This is a genomic window from Thalassoglobus polymorphus (assembly GCF_007744255.1).
Taxonomy (GTDB): Bacteria; Planctomycetota; Planctomycetia; order Planctomycetales; family Planctomycetaceae; genus Thalassoglobus; species Thalassoglobus polymorphus.
In genome coordinates this window covers 4,430,119-4,448,301 of the sequence record NZ_CP036267.1, presented here as the reverse complement: position 1 = coordinate 4,448,301, position 18,183 = coordinate 4,430,119, and the positions used below count along the sequence as shown (strand labels likewise).

At 49.7% G+C, this 18,183-nt stretch carries 14 protein-coding genes; 6 read left to right on the top strand and 8 right to left on the bottom strand.

Going from position 1 to position 18,183, the window contains the following annotated elements; translation table 11 throughout:
• Positions 1–164: 164 nt before the first annotated feature.
• The 3 genes from Mal48_RS16030 to Mal48_RS16020 form a co-directional block, all read right to left on the bottom strand.
• Positions 165–1,658 carry a sulfatase gene (locus Mal48_RS16030; RefSeq protein WP_145201720.1) on the bottom strand — a complete coding sequence of 498 codons (1,494 nt, stop codon included), beginning with the start codon at positions 1,656–1,658 and terminating at the stop codon, positions 165–167.
• A gap of 67 nt (positions 1,659–1,725) precedes the next feature.
• Positions 1,726–2,547 carry an L-fucose dehydrogenase gene (locus tag Mal48_RS16025; protein WP_145201717.1) on the bottom strand — a complete coding sequence of 274 codons (822 nt, stop codon included), beginning with the start codon at positions 2,545–2,547 and terminating at the stop codon, positions 1,726–1,728.
• A 168-nt stretch (positions 2,548–2,715) separates the two neighbouring features.
• Entirely contained in the window at positions 2,716–4,110 is a 1,395-nt protein-coding gene (locus Mal48_RS16020; RefSeq protein WP_145201714.1) for a sulfatase-like hydrolase/transferase, read from the bottom strand.
• Between the two features lie 162 nt (positions 4,111–4,272).
• Between Mal48_RS16020 and Mal48_RS16015 the strand changes: the two genes are divergently transcribed.
• From Mal48_RS16015 to Mal48_RS15995, 5 genes are all read left to right on the top strand, one after another.
• The gene (locus Mal48_RS16015) at positions 4,273–5,454 is read left to right on the top strand and encodes a 3-dehydroquinate synthase (RefSeq protein WP_145201711.1); all 1,182 of its coding nucleotides are present in this window, start codon (positions 4,273–4,275) and stop codon (positions 5,452–5,454) included.
• A gap of 99 nt (positions 5,455–5,553) precedes the next feature.
• Entirely contained in the window at positions 5,554–6,450 is an 897-nt protein-coding gene (locus tag Mal48_RS16010; protein WP_145201708.1) for a radical SAM protein, read from the top strand.
• A 93-nt stretch (positions 6,451–6,543) separates the two neighbouring features.
• Positions 6,544–7,323 (top strand): metallophosphoesterase family protein, encoded by a 780-nt coding sequence (locus Mal48_RS16005; protein WP_145201705.1) that lies wholly within the window; start codon positions 6,544–6,546, stop codon positions 7,321–7,323.
• A gap of 270 nt (positions 7,324–7,593) precedes the next feature.
• A complete protein-coding gene (locus tag Mal48_RS16000) occupies positions 7,594–8,703 on the top strand; it encodes a Gfo/Idh/MocA family protein (protein WP_145201702.1) in 1,110 nt (369 codons plus the stop codon).
• Positions 8,704–8,723: 20 nt separating this feature from the next.
• Complete coding sequence (locus Mal48_RS15995; protein ID WP_145201699.1) at positions 8,724–10,250, top strand: hypothetical protein; 1,527 nt, start codon at positions 8,724–8,726, stop codon at positions 10,248–10,250.
• Positions 10,251–10,457: 207 nt separating this feature from the next.
• Here the strand turns inward: Mal48_RS15995 and Mal48_RS15990 are convergent, their stop codons facing one another.
• The gene (locus Mal48_RS15990; RefSeq protein ID WP_145201696.1) at positions 10,458–12,746 is read right to left on the bottom strand and encodes a transglutaminase family protein; all 2,289 of its coding nucleotides are present in this window, start codon (positions 12,744–12,746) and stop codon (positions 10,458–10,460) included.
• A gap of 308 nt (positions 12,747–13,054) precedes the next feature.
• On the opposite strand from Mal48_RS15990, the gene Mal48_RS15985 reads away from it, so the two are divergent.
• A complete protein-coding gene (locus tag Mal48_RS15985; RefSeq protein ID WP_145201692.1) occupies positions 13,055–14,494 on the top strand; it encodes a sulfatase in 1,440 nt (479 codons plus the stop codon).
• 128 nt (positions 14,495–14,622) lie between these two features.
• Here the strand turns inward: Mal48_RS15985 and Mal48_RS15980 are convergent, their stop codons facing one another.
• The 4 genes from Mal48_RS15980 to Mal48_RS15965 are packed head-to-tail and all read right to left on the bottom strand — an operon-like array spanning position 14,623 to position 18,129.
• Positions 14,623–16,221, bottom strand: a complete 1,599-nt coding sequence (locus Mal48_RS15980; protein ID WP_197441753.1) for a pilus assembly protein TadG-related protein — start codon at positions 16,219–16,221, stop codon at positions 14,623–14,625.
• Between the two features lie 4 nt (positions 16,222–16,225).
• Positions 16,226–16,699: a TadE/TadG family type IV pilus assembly protein gene (locus tag Mal48_RS15975; RefSeq protein ID WP_145201686.1), complete on the bottom strand. Its 474-nt coding sequence runs from the start codon at positions 16,697–16,699 to the stop codon at positions 16,226–16,228.
• 10 nt (positions 16,700–16,709) lie between these two features.
• Positions 16,710–17,168 (bottom strand): TadE/TadG family type IV pilus assembly protein, encoded by a 459-nt coding sequence (locus Mal48_RS15970; protein WP_145201683.1) that lies wholly within the window; start codon positions 17,166–17,168, stop codon positions 16,710–16,712.
• Complete coding sequence (locus Mal48_RS15965; protein ID WP_145201680.1) at positions 17,158–18,129, bottom strand: type II secretion system F family protein; 972 nt, start codon at positions 18,127–18,129, stop codon at positions 17,158–17,160. The genes Mal48_RS15970 and Mal48_RS15965 overlap by 11 nt, the downstream gene beginning before the upstream one ends.
• Positions 18,130–18,183: the final 54 nt, after the last annotated feature.

Sequence of the window (18,183 nt, the reverse complement as noted above, 5' to 3'; positions counted from 1 at the left end):
ATTGTCGGCTACGCATAGGTCATTCAGTGGACCTTTCTACAGGTCTGGTTTGCTGGTCGTTAAGAACTCAATTCAGCAGCGAAGTTGGTGTTCGCCACATTGCAGGACGCGAACACCAGTTCGAAAAATGCTATAGAGAAATCTGCACTGGAAAGTAAAGCGATTTACAGATCGTTATTGCGAACGTCTTTGAGCTTCGCTGCGAGTTTGGCTTTGAAGCTTTCCACACGATCTGCGTGTTCGGGTAAGCTGGCGAGGTTTGTGTATTGTTTGGGGTCGTTCTCCATGTCGAAGAGTTCAATCCCGGCGGAGGCGTCTTCTTTGTATTGAATGTAAACCCAGCGGTCTTCGCGTAGTAAAAATCCTTTTCGAGATGGTGCAACACTAAAGGCTGCTTCGCGAACTTCGTGATTAGGCATATCGAGTGTAAGGGAAATGTCTTTGCCTTGAACATGTTCTGGAGCTGCGATTCCACAGAGGCTGGAGATCGTCGGGTACAGGTCAAGAAGTTCGACGAGACTGTTGCAGACTGCAGGTTTCTTTCCGGGGACACTGATGATCAGCGGGACCGATGCGGACTCTTCTCGCAAGCTGACTTTTGCCCAGAAGTCATGTTCGCCGAGATGGTAGCCGTGATCACTCGTGAAGATGACGATGGTGTTGTCTTCGAGCCCATTCTCTTTGAGTGCCTTTAAAACTTTACCGACCTGTGCATCCATAAAGGCAACGGAAGCATAGTAGCCACCCAACGCTTTTTTCTGACGCCGAATGTCCATCTTCATGTTCTTGCTGGTTTTGTAGTTGATGCCTGCTTTAGGAATGTCGTCCCAATCACCGGGGAATTTTTCCGGCAGAACCATCGATGAATATGGCAAGAAAGGTTCGTAATATTTTCGGGGTGAAACAAATGGAACATGCGGACGAACGAAACCGACGCCGAGCCAAAACGGTTTGTCTTTGTGTTGTGCGAGAAGTTCAGCCGCTTTCGCAGCTGTCTTTCCATCCGAGTGAACAAGATCGTCGCCGTCTGCTTCAACGACAACGAATGTGTTGCCGCCAACGACCGGCTTTTTGCCGTCGGGGTTTCCTTCGAGCGTCTCTCCGTCTCCTTTTGCCATCCACTCTGGTCCGGGACTGTTGAAGCGTTCGGTCCAGGAGGCTGCATCATCTGCTCCGTTTCCTCCATCGTGGTCGCGACCATCACCTCCGACCTGAATTCCGCCCGGGACTCCCATGTGGAAAAGTTTACTCACGCGGGCAGAATAGTAGCCGTTGTTTTTAAAGTGTTGGGGCCATGTCGCACGGTCTCCGATTTGTGGACGTGGGTTCTTGTAGCCGAGCACTCCTGTCGCGTGCGGATAATACCCCGACAAAAACGATGCCCGCGATGGGCCACAATATGTCCCTTGGCAATAAGCACGTGTGTAGCGAACTCCCCTCTCCGCGAGAGCATCAATGTTCGGCGTTTTACAAACTTTGTTTCCATAGCATGAGAGAGCAGTCGATGTCAGATCGTCAGAGACAATGAACAGAACGTTGTACTTTTTCTGAGGATTCTTCACCTTGTCTTTCGAATCTTGTGCGTTTGCGAGATGAGGTAAGAAACAGACAGCTGCTAACAGCGTCAAGAAAAAAATCGTCGGTCTTGGTGAACGCATATCGATGAACTCAATTTGGAAGTGAAGTTGAACTTTGCTTAGAAACTCAATTTGCGGGCATGAAGAGTTACGTTTCGTTCGCGGAGCCGAAGGAGGCGACGTCGCTGGGGATGGTACATTTTCGGTCGAAGTGAGTGTAACCGCCATCGACAAAAATAATTTGCCCGGTAGTGTGACTGGAACGCGGAGAAGCCAGGAAGACGACCATATCCGCGAGTTCTTCAATCGTCGTGAATCGTTTGCCAAGTGGAATCAGTTGTTCGATCTCGCGCTTCGCTTGTTCTGGATCGGGCATGGCAGCCAGGCAGTTTTCGTAGAGCGGTGTCCACGTTTCCGCTGGCAGTACCGCATTCACCCGAACTCCATGTGGAGCGAGGTCGACCGCCCATTCGCGAGTCAGGCCATTCACGCCCCCTTTCGAAGCGGCATATCCCGATGTCCCCCCCTGCCCTGTTTCGCAGACCTTGGAGCCAATATTGATGATCGTTCCCTGCGAAGCCTTCAGTGTGTCGAGAGCATAGTGAGCCATCGCGTAGTAATGGACAAGATTCCTTTGCAGCGACGTCATAAATGCTTCCGGTCCCTCATCCAGTCCGACTCCGTCATTGACACCCGCATTGTTAACGAGAATATCAATGCGACCAAACCGCTCGACTGTTTTCTCAACGGCATTCTTACAGGCGGCGAGGTCGGTCAGGTCACCTTGTATGAAAACGCAGTCCTGTCCTTGCTTAGCGTACTCCTGTTCGAGAAGTCTGCCTTCTTTCTCGCTACGATTCACATTGGCAACTTTGACTCCCTCTGAGATGAGAGAGCGCACAATTCCCAACCCGATTCCTTTTGAGCCACCGGTGACGAGTGCGACTTTGCCTTGAAGTTTGAGATCCATAGTTATTTTATATTTAGAGCAGAATTCGAAATAGTATTCGTAATCTGCCGTGTGGATAAACTAATTTCATTGCCGAAACCCGTTGTTCACGGGCAATCGGTCGAGCAATTGACTCTCTTTGAAGGCTTCAAATTTCTGGTGAAGCGTTGGGAGCGAATTCCTCTCAGTTTACTTCGCCTCTGCGTCCCATGCACTCAACTTTGTTCTCAATTGATTCAAGATCAGTGCGTGCTCTTGATTGTCGACGAGATTGATCAGCTCACTGGGATCGTTGTCGAGATCGAAGAGTTGTTCTTTTTTGACTAAAGGATAGCGAATATATTTCCAGCGATCAGTGCGGACCATTTGCTGTGAGTCCTTAAAGCTTCCGAAGACGACATCGTGAATAGCTTTCTGTTGACCTTCGATGACTGGAACAATCGATTTCCCTTGGACGGTTTTCGGGATCTTGGCTCCTGCGAAGTCGCAAATTGTCGGGTATAAATCTCGAAGATAACACTGCGCAGTGATGATGTTTTTCTTTGGAATGTTTGGACCCGCGAAGATGAGCGGGACGCCGATGCTGTGCTCGTACATGTTCTGTTTTCCGCGCAATCCATGGCTGCCGATCGCCAATCCGTGATCGCTGCTGAAGATGACGATGGTCTCGTTATCAAGCCCTTTTGATTTCAGATTATCAAGAAGTTTTCCGACAGCGGCATCGAGATGTTCAATCACAGCATAATAGACTGCGAGGCCTTCTTTCGTTTGCTGTTTGGTTCTTGGATAGCTGTAAAGGACTTCGTCGCGTCCCATCGCATTCCCATGATCGAACGGATGATCCGTCTTGAAGTTCACCGGAAGTGAAACGTTTTCGGAAGTGTATTTCCCTTCGTAACCTTCCGGGACAAAGAGTGGATCGTGTGGAGCTGTGTAATTGACATGGAGGAAGAATGGTCGATCCGAACGTCGGTCGAGGAATTGAATCGCTGCGTCTGTGAAATCGTCACTGATGTTAGGGGTTAGGCCAACTCCTTTTTCGGGGAACTTTTTCCCGTCGTCAGTTTGGAAGATCCAACCTCGATACCCAGTGACATCCATCCCTTTCCAGTCTTTCGGGAAAGTGAGTGGAAACTTACCTCCGCCTGATGAGAACAGCCCTTCAACGGTTTCGTATCCGTGGGTGCTGGGGCGTCCACGTGTGTGCCACTTGCCGACATAGCAGGTTTCGTATCCTGCATCGTGCATTACGGTTCCAAGTGAGACGACCCCTTCCTTGGGCGAGAATCCGAAGTCCTGCTTCCCATTCAGGCGGCCATCACGGCCGGTCAGAAGTTCCGCCCGACTGGCAACGCAAATCGGTATCGAAGTGATTGCCCTCGTAAATGTTGTTCCCCGATGAACGAGTTGATCCAGGTTTGGAGTTCGAATTTCCTCGTTCCCCAGAGCGTGAATCGTATCGGGCCGCTGATCATCAGTCATGATGAACAGAATGTTCGGAGCGGCATACGTCGATCCGACGAAAGTTGTCGCGGAGAAAATTGCCGAGAGAATGAATCGGTGAGCTATTGAAAACGATCTCATAGAGGCCTCGATTTGTCCGATTCGCTTTACATCAGAAGTGTGGAGCTAACGGAAGGATGCTTGCATTCCCTCGTATAATGCGCAAGAATCGTTTGATTATTCAAACTACTCTCAAAAAATCCCTCCCCTGATAGCCTCCGCTGCTCCTGCCAAGAATGAGACATGTCGCAACAGAATTCAGCAATCGATATTGATTTTCACGTACCTTGTGTGCATCGGTTAAGGTTCACGAAGGATCTTTTCGGAAAAGACCAGGAAGTCTTACTCGATTTACTGGAACCTTCTGGAGACAAACAACCGCGCGTTCAAGTGTGGGTTGATGAGCAAGTCGCAAAGGCGCAGCCAGATTTAAGCATGCGAATCCGGACTTTTGCGTCTCGTCATGGCGATCAATTTGAACTTATTGGAAAGATTCAAACGTGTCCTGGCGGTGAAGCGGTCAAGAATGATATTCACATCATCGAGCGAATGCTCAAGGTGATCAATGCTGCCGATTTGGATCGGCGAAGTTACATCGTCGTCATTGGAGGTGGTGCTGTTCTCGATGCAGTGGGGTTTGCTGCAGCGATCGCGCATCGCGGGATTCGATTAATTCGGATTCCGACCACGACACTTGCCCAGGCAGATTCAGGAGTTGGTGTCAAAAATAGTGTCAACTTGTTTGCCAAGAAGAACTGGGTCGGAACGTTTCATGTTCCGTGGGCCGTGATTAACGATGAAGAGATGCTGCTGACCTTGCCGGATCGCGATTTTCGAAACGGATTTTCTGAAGCGGTCAAGGTCTCTCTGTTGAAAGATCGAGAGGAGTTCGAACGAATCGAACAGAACGCCACAGAGATTCGCGATCGAAACATGGACGCGGCACGCCCGGTGATTCGTCGCTCTGCACAACTGCATCTTGAGCATATCACACAAGGGGGCGACCCTTTTGAAGCGTTGGAAGCTCGACCACTCGACTACGGGCATTGGTCGGCGCACAAGCTTGAGCCGATGACAAATTTCGAATTGCGACATGGTGAAGCTGTCGCAATCGGTGTGGCGGTCGATACGGTCTACTCCTCGCTGGTCTATGGATTCCCAAAGGCAGATGCAGAACGTGTCTTGCACTGCCTGCATAACCTTGGCCTTTCCCTTGACCACCCAGCTTTGCATGAGACCGAAGAGCTGATGAAAGGTCTCGAAGAATTTCGCCAGCATCTTGGCGGTCGGCTGACTTTAACCATGCTGCCGGAGATTGGTCGGAAGATCAATGTTCATGAAGTCGACGATCTGAAAATGTTGCAGGCCATTGAGCATGTTGCAGACTTCATGTCGACCGCTGCGAAAAAGAAGCCAGAGGGCTGATCGGTGAGTTAGCTCACTGAACGATTGCCCGTTCTTGGCAGAATGGTAGCATGATGAGGTCTTGTTCCCGACATTCATGCAGAAAGGTCATTCGTTTTGATGTCAGCAGTTGTTGAAAATGTTCCGCAGATTGAGCTGAAGGCTCTGGATGAATTGTGGTTTCAGGTCTCTGGAACGCTCTGCAATTTGGAATGTTCACACTGCTTTATCAGCTGTAGCCCGAAGAATGATTCATTCGGTTTTCTCTCACGAGAAGAAATTTCCAGGAGGCTGCAGGAGTCGGTGGCGCTGGGAGTGAAGGAATATTACTTCACAGGAGGTGAGCCGTTTCTCAACAAAGAAATGGTGTCGATTTTGGAAGAGACACTCACCTACGGACCAGCGACGGTTCTGACAAATGGAACGGTTCTCAAAGATGAATGGCTACTCCGTTTGCGAGATGCGGAAGACCGTTCTGGGTTCACTCTTGAATTTCGTGTTTCCATTGATGGTCCGACCAAAGAGATCAACGATCCGATCCGCGGAGAGGGAACGTTTGAACGTGCCATGAAAGGCGTTGAAAAGCTGGTCGACACTGGGTTTCTTCCGATTATCACGATGACACGTACATGGGCTGATGAAGAAGATCTGGAGAACTTAGAAGGCTTTCGTAGAGTGCTCGCTGAGCATGGATATACTCGTCCGCGTCTCAAGATACTTCCTCGGCTGAAGCTCGGAGCCGAAATGGAACGAACGTCCGGTTACAGCCAGGCAGAGCGAATTACGATGGAGATGATGACTGACTTTGATGAATCGCAGCTGGTCTGCAATCACAGTCGAGTTGTTTCCGACCGAGGCATTCATGTCTGCCCAATCCTCCTGGATGCACCAGACTCCATTCTGGGAGATTCGCTGATTGAGTCGCAGCAACCATTTCCTCTGAGTCATGGGGCCTGCCTGACATGCTATCAGTATGGTTCAATCTGCTCGAATCCGTCCTCTCTAAAACCGGAATAGACGACGAGGTCGCCAAGGATCTGTGATCAAGCTGAAGTTCAACAATTTGCAGATGGTGAGGAGCTTGGGGAAATCCAAGGGTGTGAATCGAATATGAAACTGGCGTTCTTTGGCGGCATTTACAATAACTATCTCGCGTTGGAGGAAGCGATCCGAGACGCTCGCGCTCGGGGTGCAGAACAACTTTTTTGTCTTGGAGATTTAGGAGCCTTTGGACCACATCCCGATCGTGTCTTCCCGCTTTTGTATGAGAACAACATTCAAGTGGTCCAAGGCAACTACGACAACAGCATTGGAAACGACTTCAAGGATTGCCAATGCGGGTACACTGATCCTCGCGATAATTATTTTGCTCAAATCAGCTACGAATATACCTATCAAAACACGAGTCGTCTGAATCGGGAGTGGATGCGTCAACTCCCTGCAGAAATACGTTTTGAAATTGGAGGGCAGCGGCTGTTGTTGTGTCATGGAAGCCCACGTAAAACGAACGAGTTTCTTTGGGAATCGACAACGAGCACACATTTTCTGGAGAAGCTTGCAGACGACCATCAGGCAGAGATCCTCCTTGGTACTCATACTGGATTGCACTGGGAGCGTGAGCTCTCCCAAGGTCGTCGGTTCATCAATGTTGGCGTGTTGGGACGTCCTGAGAATGATGGAACAACAAATGTCTGGTACACATTGCTAACATTGAGCGGTTCGCAATGTCAGGTGGAATTCATTCCGATAGAATATGACCATCTGAGACTGGCTCGCGAGATGAAAGACGAATCACTGCCCGATGAGTTTATTGAGACGATTCTTACCGGCTGGTGGACAACGTGTCTCGAAGTGCTGCCGGGACGGGAGCGTCGCGTCGGGCAGTTCTAACTATTTTTCGAAGAGTCGTGGTGGTCGGGGGACTTTTATGGCTTCCGAGACTGCTCGCCTTGAAAAAGAAGGCAGAGACCAATCTTGGAATTGCTTGGGTATTGCACCGAATGAGCATGGCCGTTCGACTTCCGAATATACTCGAACCCTTTTCTGGGGCGATGATCTACTCGACATCTTGATCAGCAGCGCGTTGCTTGCTTCTGATGACGAAATTCTCAAAGATGTTCAATGTCGTTTGGAATTCGTAGAGGAACGGGAAAGTTAGATATGAGTGAGTCAAAATGTCGTTGGGGGATTCTCGGAGCTGCGATGATTGCCAAGAAAAACTGGGATGCAATCCGCAATTCAGGGAATGGCGTCGTGACGGCTGTTGCGAGCCGCAAGAAAGCGAGTGCTCAGGCATTTATTGACGAATGTCAGCTGTCTCGGCCCGTTCGAGAATTGCCAGAGGCCATCGAAGGATACGAGGCACTTCTGCAACGTGATGATGTGGACGCTGTCTATATTCCGCTCCCAACCGGTCTTCGCAAGGAGTGGGTGATCAAGGCTGCTCAGGCTGGCAAGCATGTGATGTGCGAAAAACCATGCGCGGTCAGTGTCTCCGATTTGAAAGAGATGATTGCAGCTTGTGAAGAGAACAATGTTCAATTCATGGATGGCGTGATGTACATGCACTCCAAGCGAATGCCAGAACTTCGCAAGGTGATCGACGACGGGGAAAGTGTCGGAAAAATCAAACGAATTCAATCTCACTTTTCATTCTGTGCCCCGGAAGAATTTATTCAGGGAAACATTCGAGTCAGCAGCGAACTCGAACCGCAAGGCTGTGTTGGTGATCTTGGCTGGTATACGATTCGAATGTCGTTGTTCGCGATGAATTACGAATTGCCACAGCAAGTAGTTGGTCGGCAACTTTCACAACATGGACGCGAAGACAGCCCATCACCGGTTCCGATGGAATTCTCTGGTGAATTGTTGTTTCAGAACGGTGCATCAGCTGGCTTTTACAATTCATTTTTGACTGAGCATCAACAACTTGTTCACATCAGTGGGTCAAAGGGGAATATCACGCTGAACGATTTTGTATTACCTTGGTGCGGCAATGAGATGTCTTTCGAGGTAAACAATGCGGTCTTCGATTTCACCGGTTGCGTTTGTGTGATGGAGAAGCACACCAGGATTCATCACATTGGAGAATACAGCAACAACGCGCCCGATTCACAAGAGACGAACCTGTTTCGCACGTTCAGCAAGTTGGCCCTGACCGGGAAGCCCGATCCATTTTGGCCAGAGATCGCACTCAAAACACAAATCGTGATGGATGCCTGTTTGGAATCGGCTCGCAATGGAAGCGTGCCGGTGGATGTTAAAGCGTAAGGGATTATTTGTTGATCAGGATGAATCAAGCAATATGGCTCTCAACTTTTCTGCTGTTCCTCTGGGGGTGTCGCGGAGGTGAGCCCCCTGTCCAGCCCTCTGTTCAGACGGATCGCAGTGTCGATCCAACTGGGGTAAATACTGAGCCGAGTTGGGTTGTGGACGAGGAAGCCGATCTCGATTCCGAACCGTCAGAGAGTCTGCTGAGTGCGACGACTAATGCTTCGGGGAATCCAAAGAAATCTGGCGGTGATCCTCACACTGAAATCGGAATGATCTTTCGTCCAGACGACACGCGAACACAGCCGGATGAGTATCGTCTGAAAGCTGTTGGTATCCATAAGTATGAGTCAAAAAGGCTGGTCCTTTATTCAGACATCGATCCAGAAATTGCCAGGACATTGCCGCCTGTCATTGATCAAGCTTACGACTCGTATGTGGATTATTTTGGTGAGCTTCCCCCGGCGAGATCGAGAGCCGATTTCCAGATGACCGGGTACTTGATCAAAGATCATGATCTGTTTGAGTCGGCAGGTTTGATTCCTGTTGAACTGAAAAATTTCAACCATGGTCAGCATCGAGGACAGGAATTCTGGATGCATGAGCAGGAGTACGATTATTATCGTCGGCACCTCCTCATTCATGAAGCGACACATTGTTTTATGACGATCATGCCCGGTCTGCATCCCCCGCTCTGGTATCAGGAGGGAATGGCGGAATTCTTTGCGACTCATCGAATGAATCCGGACGGGACAGTCACCTTTGCGGTCACTCCGGAAGATTCCAGGCAGTTCATTGGTTGGAGTCGCATTGAAATGATTCAGGAAGAGGTCGCTGCCGGAAGAACGTTGAATATCGATCAAGCCTCGAACTTGGGGCCTGTCGAATTTAGCAAGTCTCGATCAACTCCTTATGCCTGGAGCTGGGCTCTGTGCAAATTTCTGGACTCGCATCCACGTTATCAAAAGCGATTTCGTGAGTTGGGGAATCATCTCGTTGGGAAAAAGTTTTTCAAACTTGCCGATTCACTTTTCGCTGAAGAGAAAATGTTGCTGGCAGCCGAATGGGATCAGTTTGCACGCCAGATCGACTACGGATGGGATTTTCAATCGAACGCTTTCCAGTTGGGGGACGGAAAACCGGTTCCGGATTCGGCGACTTTTGAAAAAACGTTCAATGCTCAGCGAGGTTGGCAGTCGAGCGGGGTGCTGGTGCAAGCGAATGTCCCATATACGATTACAGCGACCGGAACGGTTTCGTTGGCAGCGGTTCCAAAACCCTGGATTAGCGAACCACAAGGGATCACGCTTCGATATGCAAACGGGTTGCCGATTGGTCGGTTACAAGCAGGTGTACTCGTCGATCCCGCAGAGGGGCAGGAAATAATTACAACTCCATTTGAGGTCAAGGATTGTGGGAAGGGAGCCGTCGTTCGGTTTCAGAATTCCGGATTGTTGATGTTCAGCATCAATGATTTTGGGAGTGAACGATCTGACAACGACGGCGAGTACAGGGTCAAGGTGACGACTCAAGCCTCTGCCCCTTGACCAGCGGCTTTCCGTGATCTTTTCAAAAGGCCAGCTTGTTCTACCATGTTCCCGTGAAGCACCCGATCACCAATATGTGCAATGCGTGTTTGCCACTCTCATTGGCAGCACGGGGCTGCACTGGAGATGCACTGGAGATGCACTGGAGCTGCACTGGAGCTGCACTGGAGATGCACTGGGGCCGCACTGGGGCCGCACTGGGGCTGATCACTCGAAGTCGGCTTGCTTCTCAAGAAACGCATTGCGAAGCTCTCGGACACGCTGAAGTTCGATTCCTTCAGGAGCTTCAGTCAGCACCCATTCTGTTTCGGCGAGTCCATCTTCAATGCGATTCGTTCGCAAGCAGAGGACAGCTTTATAGAGTCGATCATCGACTGAATCAGGATTGATAGCCAAGATCGTCCGAACGTAACACAGGGAAGCTTCAACGTCGTCAGAGTCGTTGGCAACTCGAATTAAATTTCTCAGCATACGCAAGACAATATTTTCTGCTGACTGCGGCTCAAGATAAGTGTCACTCCAGGGGAAGCCGGAAAACTCGCGGACTTTCTGGCGACACTCAAGAAGTGACATCTCTTTTCCTTCTTCAAATGCATCAATGTAGATTGGGGTTCCATCTTTGGGGACGACCCTCGCAATGAAGTGGCCGGGAAGACCGATCCCTGCAGCATCGAGTCCAACGCGACGGGCAAATTCGATGTACAGAATCGAAAGCGTCAGCGGTAATCCTTCGCGGTCATCGATCGCTTCGTTGATGTAACTGTTTGATGCGTGATAGTAGTTCGTTCGGCTTCCGTGGAACCCCTGCGTTTTGAACAGAAATTCATTCAGCAGTGTAATTTTTTCCTTGTCATCGGCACCCGATGGAACTGTTTCCTGAAACTCTTCCACCATTTGGTCAAAGAGTTTTTCGTACTCTTGTGGGACCAACTCGGAATTGTCGAGAGCGGAAATCAATAACGAGGCTCTCAGCAGATTGACAGGTTCAGCGTCCTCTTCAGAGTCCTCACTGCGAATCGCTTTCAAAAGTTGTTCGCGAATTTGTTGCTCGTGAACTTCCCTCGCAAGTTGCCGAAGATGCTCGGCTCGTTTTTCGAGAACTTTGGCCTGAGTTTTAAGAGCCTTCAGGCCCGTGTGGTCAAAATCGGTGAATTCCTGAACGGTATCCATTTCTGGAGGATGCCGATGTTCAATGATGTTTGCGAGTTCGACGACTCGTTGATGAGTGGCTTCGGTCGGCTTTTCGTTTGCGAGTTCTGTCGCGAATTCAAATCTTTTGAATTGGGCAGTTGTGTGGCGAAACTTGACGAGTCCAATTCGTCCACCAGAGAGTTTTGGTTGATTGTGAGTTAAGACAAGTTCGTCGTTGCAATAACATTCGATGGTCTCTTCGGTCAGCTTGACCTTCAATCGATTCCATTCCCCTGCATGAAAATGTCGCGAGCGTACGTCTGACAAAACATTCCAGCTGTAAACCGTTGGTCCATCAAAACGTGTTAAGCGGAGTAAGCCACTACTGGCATAAAATCCGTAGTGAATGTCTCCTCCATCAGAGTGAAAAACGAGACCCGCTGCGCCATCTTCCTGTTCGATTTTGACATCAACCGCAAGTTCAAAAGGAAGTTCGGGAGGAGTTAGCTTTGAAAGGCATAACGCTCGTCCACCGAATCCTCGACTGGTTCCAGAAACGGAAATGACCCCCGAGCGGTGTTTCCAGTTAACGTCTCCGGTGGGCTCCCAGATTCGAGAGTTCAAAGCTCCGATGGTCATCCAGCGAGACATTGGAACCGGATTCGGCGAGTCGAGAAGTTCACGAACGACATTCGCTTTCACTGCATAGCCCAAGTTGTCGGTCACCCGAGATTTTAGCGTCATCAGACCATGAACTCGCCCCTGCATATCCATCACTGGCCCGCCACTGTTCCCTTGTTCGATTGGAATCGCCAATTGGATCAGGGACATCCCGTCATCATGTTCACGGAATCCAGAGACGACACCAGTCACCACACTATGTTCGAGTCCCCATGGATTTCCGAGTGCAAAGATCGGTTGTCCCTGTTTCAAACTGTCAGGCTGAGCCAACTTCAGCGGGGTGAGCTTGTTGGCATTGATCGCGATGATCGCCACATCTTGAGTGCTGTTTGTTCCGTGAATCTGCGTGACTGGGAACTCGCGTTCATCGAACAGTCGCACTCGGACTGGGCGTGCTTCACCAATTACATGTAGATTCGTTGCGATCAGGCCATCTTCGCTGATGATAAAACCACTTCCAATTCCGAGCGGTTTTCCATCGCGCCCTTCCATCTCAACGACGACGACTGATTCTTGAGCATCCTTCACCATCTTCAGAAATTGCTCTGAAGAAATACCAGCCAACTGGGTGGCGACATCAATCACTTCCGACATCTCTTTAGGCTCTGTTTCCTGGCTGAGAAGTAGAGACGGGCAAGAGACTAAGAGGAAGCTCAGAAGGACAATCTGTTTGAAGTGATTCATTTTGTGCAACCTGGTCCGATTTGGAAGCGAGGGAAAACTGCGAAATGATTCTATCAGACTTCTGAGAGAAAAAGTGTGTCACAAACGAAATTCATGCGAGAAATGAGATTCGATCAAGCTGCGACTGATGTTCACTCTTCTTGAATTGGAGCTCGTGTTGTGCCTCGTGCTGAACAGTATTGTCTTAAAGGCCCACATTGCTCTGGAGGCTAACGGGTTTCTTTTGAGACATACGATTGTTTCACATGAAGAGAGTTCGTTAAGGTGATCGTACTTGCAACCATACAGCTGTCAGGAGCCTGGTCATAATGTCTCTTCGCGTGATTATTCTTTGCGTTGTTGCTTTGATGTCGAGTTCGGTCGTAGCTGATAATCGACCCAACTTTGTCTTCATTTTAGTCGACGATCTCGGGTACATGGACATCGGTGCGAATAACCCTGAAACGTTCTATGAAACGCCGAACGTCGATCGATTGGCACGAGAAGGGATTCGGTTTTCCGATGGATACGCAGCCAATCCAGTCTGTAGTCCAACACGCTACAGCATTCTGACTGGGAAATATCCGACACGTGTCGATGCGACAAATTTCTTCGCGGGTAAGCGGGAAGCAAAATTCAAACCAGCTCCGCTGAATGACCGAATGCCACTTGAAGAAACGACGATTGCCGAACAGATGCGACAGGCTGGTTACAAAACAGCGTTTCTTGGAAAGTGGCATTTAGGCCCGACTGAAGAGTATTGGCCAGAGAGACAAGGATTTGATTTGAACATTGGCGGCCACGTACGCGGATTGCCGAAGTCGTATTTCTCCCCGTATAAAAATCCTCGACTTGAGGATGGCCCAAAAGGAGAGTATCTGACTGAGCGGTTGACGAATGAGACTTTGAACATCCTTGAGCAATATCAGGACGAACCGTTTTTCCTCTATCTCGCGTTTTATACTGTTCACACTCCGCTTCAGGCTCCGAAAGACCTTGTTCAGAAATATCGCAAGAAGGCTGAGCAGCTTTCTGGATTAGCAGAATTCGCTGAAGAGGAACAGGTCTGGCCCAATGCTCCAAAGCGACAAGTTCGCATTCTTCAAAAACACGCAACCTACGCATCGATGGTCGAGGTGATGGACACCAGTGTCGGCCGGATTCTTGAGAAACTCAAACAACTCGGAATCGATGATGAAACTGTCGTCTGCTTCTTCTCGGATAATGGTGGGCTCTCGACATCAGAAGGTTCCCCGACCTCGAACTTGCCGTTTCGTGGAGGGAAGGGGTGGCTGTACGAGGGAGGAATTCGAGAGCCAATGATTATCAAGTGGCCACAGGGAGGGCAGTCAAATGTTGTCCGAGGTGAAGCGGTATCGAGTGTCGATTTCTATCCAACGTTATTAGAGATCGCTGGGATTGAAGCATCTCAAGATTTACAACTCGACGGTGTCAGTCTCGTACCACTCCTGACCGGCGGACATCTTCAAGATCGAAGCTTGTTCTGGCACTACCCCCATTACAGTAATCAGGGCGGATTCCCCGGAGGAGCCATTCGAACTGGCAACTACAAACTTGTGGAACGATACGAGGATGGTCGGACGCATCTCTATCATCTTGCTGACGATCCCGGCGAGGTGTACGACCTCTCAAGTGAGAACCCGACGCAAGTTGCCCGGATGAGAAAGGAATTGCACCAATGGTACAAAGATGTCGACGCAAAATTTCTACAGCCAAATTCACCAGACCAAACTCCCTGGCGACCGTGAGAAGCTGTTCTTCGCGTTCTGAAGGCCGAGTGATTTGAGGCTGTCAAAATGCGATTGCGTGCTGCCGTTCATTCAGTTGTGCTTCTTCACTTCCTGCGAGCCAAAGGATAGCTGGTTCGTTCTGTGAATTATTCAACCAGGAAGACTTCTTTCACCGGAGGAAATTTTAGACTTGGATTGAGACGAAGCCCAAGCGCCGTGACGATTCGAATCGAGCCAACGACAAAACCGAGATCGTGCGTCCCATTGGCCACGAGTACCACGCTCCCCCATTTCGAATAGATGGTTCCGGCCAAAGTCCCACTTCCGAGTAACTGCTCGGTTACTAAAACCATGGGACGTCGATTGTTGCGGTTTTGGAAGATGAACATCCCGTCATAAGGGCTCGATGGATCAGAGAGTGGGGTGAATTTCACTCCAAGAACTGCGCCGTTAATCACTGCAGTGGGGAGTAAAGCCCGCAGGTTTGAAGTTGGTGGGGTTGAAGAATCTTCTCCACTATCTGGCAAACCAGAGGTCGGAGAATAGGTGGCGTTCTCTGAGATGTAGAACATCACTCCCCTGCCGTTAATTGGTCCGGCAAGAACGCTCAAAGGGATGCCAGTTATTGGATGTTGACCTCGGATAATGTAAACACCTGGCTCGAATCGCACCGGTCCAGTAATGACATTGATGTAGTCATAAACGCCCGGCTCAAGCACGACTGTCGGTGAGAGAATTGGTAAGTTTAGAATGTCGACTGAACCTCGGTAGGTCTCATCAACATTAGCTGGGTCCTCAGTGATAGTTGGCACTGGTAATTCCTGAAATGGATCTGGGGCAGGCCCCATATTCGCGCGCAGAGAATTGGCATCAGTCCCGTCAATGTGACCGTAGTTTTTATAATTGTCGACTCCTCCCACTACTCGAATATGCTCCGCGTTCAACTTGGTTAATGGGAGAAGAGGCGTGCATGTGAGAGCACTTCTTAAGAGTCGATTTTCACCGACGGGGTCTCCATGCTCATCGACTCCTCCCCAGTCGTTGTTGATTGCGATTCCCCCACTCACTCTGACTCGACCGAGTCCAAGCACTTCCATTCCCCCCAAGTGGTGATTCGGGAGTGACGGAAGCGTCAGTGGAAGTCCTGTGATCGTGATCGGGTCAGGGTTGGGATCTAATACAACAACACTCAACGGTGGCGTTGCATCTTTAATACCAGCAACAGCACGTGCTCTGACCCCTCGTGATGCGAACCTGTTTGTGAGGTGCATGAAGAGTGTGTCAGTTTCATTGCTGACATTGACCTCATAGAAGTTACTTCGTCCCCGGTATGCACCCGAGATTGGAGGGGAGTGGACTTGAATGGCTGCGCTTTCCATTGCGTTGAAATTTCGAACCATCTCCTGAGCTTTTTGTCCTGCAAAAATTGGAGGATCACCTTGAGATGCTGAAAAGGCAGCCGTTGTCGCTGCAGCATCTGCCACATGCTGGGTCGAGCGAGAATCGTGTAGCAGCAGACTTCCGTCAATGACGAGTCCAATAATTCCCAGAATCATTGGGAAGGCCATGAGAACTAGAATTAGAACTTTTCCTGAACGTGGAGTCGGATCGACTTCTCGCTGACGCATGAAGTTGAATTCTCTGGCACCTTCCCGGTCGTTCAACGGTGATTCATCCCGGACATTCGAAGTGGCACAGTAGTCGAAGTTTGTCGTCCTGCGGCAATTTGAGGCGGATGTTTTCATGATCTTAATGCCTGATTCGAACAACGGAACTTGATTGCATCGGCAGGTCCGCACCAAGTAGTCCAAAGACAGGCTGGTGGACATAACTGACCGTCGCTTTCACTCGCGAGTCCGCTTCATTTATTCCGTCGAGCCATTCCAGTTGGACAGTGACGTCTTGATGGGGCATCGTTATGCAGATCGGTTTGAGAATTTGAGTTTGAACGGATTCTTCAGCGATTGAGGAAGAGAAAGTTTCTGGTCCCCAAGATGCGATTTCAGGTTCTGAATACTCGCCCCGCAGCGAAGCCGCTCTGGCAAGTTTTCGGGATCCTTCAGCGAGGGTATTGTATTCCAGAACCATGAGTGCGAGATCCAGAGCAACCATCAACACCATCAACAAAACTGGCAGAACAATCGCAGCCTCAACAACCGAAGCCCCACGTCGACAATTCTGGTTGCCGGAATTCGAGATCGAATGAAAGTTGCGAAGTTTCATGTTTCACCCATTACCGAAATTGACGAAAAGTGACTGATTCAGACAAAGCGACCTCATGAGGAAGTCCGGGCCAGTTCACGATCGTGCGAAACGCGTAACTCGTTCGAACTGTGACGAGAAGAATTTCATTTGCGTCCAATTCTGTTTCGATCTCAGAGCTGAGATTGTCTGGCTCGAAGCCGTGATTTTCGGAAAGTTCCTCAGCGATGAGCAGTTGGATTTTCTCTTCCCAAGCATCGCTGTTGAGGCTGGAGAGGCGATGAGTTGCGCCATAGAAACAACCTGTCGCATTCGCGTTTGAAACCGAAATCGCCCAGTATGTCACCCGCCCGTAATCGACGCACCCCAATAAAAAAGTGAGTAATACCGGAAGCATAATCGCCAACTCAGTCGCTGCTGTCCCTTCGCGGCCAACCCCGTTTTTCGCGTCAACGAATCGATTCGTCTTAGCTGTTTGGTTACTCAACATCGGTCACCTCAACGGGACTTGCCAGGTTCTCCCAGATTCCGATGGCTGCCGGACCAGCCAGAACGACAAAGACAGCAGGGAAAATTAGAAACAAGACTGGTAGCAATATTTTGACCGTCGCTTTCTGTGCCCGTTCTTCAGCTAAGAGCTCTCGTTGGGTCCGTAGAAGATCAGCATGAGCCCGGAGAGCCTCTGAAATTTTTGTTCCATATTTTCGGGACTGCTGACAAAGCACGGCGAGGCTTTTTATCGGTTTGCAACCAGTCCGCTCGGCGAAACTTAACATTGCATTATCGACGGACTCTCCTAAATTCATTTCGTTCTGTACACGTGTCAGTTCGCTTCGCAATAGTGGATGTGCATGCCCGATCTCGTCACTGACCCGCTTGATCGCAGCTTCAAGACTTAACCCACTCGCCATACAAGTGATGAGCAAGTCGAGAAAATCGGGAATCGCTTTGACAAGGAGAATGAGACGGCGTTTCTTTTGGCGGTCGAGCCACAAGCCCGGAAGCAACATGCCAATTCCCCCTCCGATCAAGGCAATCCAAACAGCCTGTTCGGGAGTTAAGTAAGAGAAGGTGAGGAGAATCAACGCACAAGGTGTTGGGAGAACAGCGAGGAGCAAAGTCATGCCGACAAAGATCGGGACGGCTTGAGGTTGGTAGTATCCAGCACTTCTCAGCCGGTCAGCGAGTTGGTTATGGTCTGTCCCATTCGAGGAAAGCTGTTTTGTTCCGAGGCTTGGCACAAGCTTGATAATGAATTGGCTCAATCGATGTTGAACTTTTTTCTCGCGCTTTACGAAGCTCTGTTTTGAGCGGGACTCTTCCGAAATTCTTTTTTGGATACGGTGGTCAGAGTTGTCGAGTAATTGCATCACCACATACGTCAGGCCGGCAACAAGGCAGAATGCCAGTCCCGCGTAGGAATTGAACAAAGAGTACATGAAAGAAGACATGGGAATTTTCAGGTATCTCGAGTTGGTGAAGGTGATAGAAGAGTGCAGAATTCA

Excerpts from the sequence above, each read along its gene's own strand:
- Mal48_RS16030 (WP_145201720.1), bottom strand. The coding sequence starts at position 1,658 with ATGCGTTCACCAAGACCGACGATTTTTTTCTTGACGCTGTTAGCAGCT.
- Mal48_RS16025 (WP_145201717.1), bottom strand. The coding sequence starts at position 2,547 with ATGGATCTCAAACTTCAAGGCAAAGTCGCACTCGTCACCGGTGGCTCA.
- Mal48_RS16020 (WP_145201714.1), bottom strand. The coding sequence starts at position 4,110 with ATGAGATCGTTTTCAATAGCTCACCGATTCATTCTCTCGGCAATTTTC.
- Mal48_RS16015 (WP_145201711.1), top strand. The coding sequence starts at position 4,273 with ATGTCGCAACAGAATTCAGCAATCGATATTGATTTTCACGTACCTTGT.
- Mal48_RS16010 (WP_145201708.1), top strand. The coding sequence starts at position 5,554 with ATGTCAGCAGTTGTTGAAAATGTTCCGCAGATTGAGCTGAAGGCTCTG.
- Mal48_RS16005 (WP_145201705.1), top strand. The coding sequence starts at position 6,544 with ATGAAACTGGCGTTCTTTGGCGGCATTTACAATAACTATCTCGCGTTG.
- Mal48_RS16000 (WP_145201702.1), top strand. The coding sequence starts at position 7,594 with ATGAGTGAGTCAAAATGTCGTTGGGGGATTCTCGGAGCTGCGATGATT.
- Mal48_RS15995 (WP_145201699.1), top strand. The coding sequence starts at position 8,724 with ATGAATCAAGCAATATGGCTCTCAACTTTTCTGCTGTTCCTCTGGGGG.
- Mal48_RS15990 (WP_145201696.1), bottom strand. The coding sequence starts at position 12,746 with ATGAATCACTTCAAACAGATTGTCCTTCTGAGCTTCCTCTTAGTCTCT.
- Mal48_RS15985 (WP_145201692.1), top strand. The coding sequence starts at position 13,055 with ATGTCTCTTCGCGTGATTATTCTTTGCGTTGTTGCTTTGATGTCGAGT.
- Mal48_RS15980 (WP_197441753.1), bottom strand. The coding sequence starts at position 16,221 with ATGAAAACATCCGCCTCAAATTGCCGCAGGACGACAAACTTCGACTAC.
- Mal48_RS15975 (WP_145201686.1), bottom strand. The coding sequence starts at position 16,699 with ATGAAACTTCGCAACTTTCATTCGATCTCGAATTCCGGCAACCAGAAT.
- Mal48_RS15970 (WP_145201683.1), bottom strand. The coding sequence starts at position 17,168 with ATGTTGAGTAACCAAACAGCTAAGACGAATCGATTCGTTGACGCGAAA.
- Mal48_RS15965 (WP_145201680.1), bottom strand. The coding sequence starts at position 18,129 with ATGTCTTCTTTCATGTACTCTTTGTTCAATTCCTACGCGGGACTGGCA.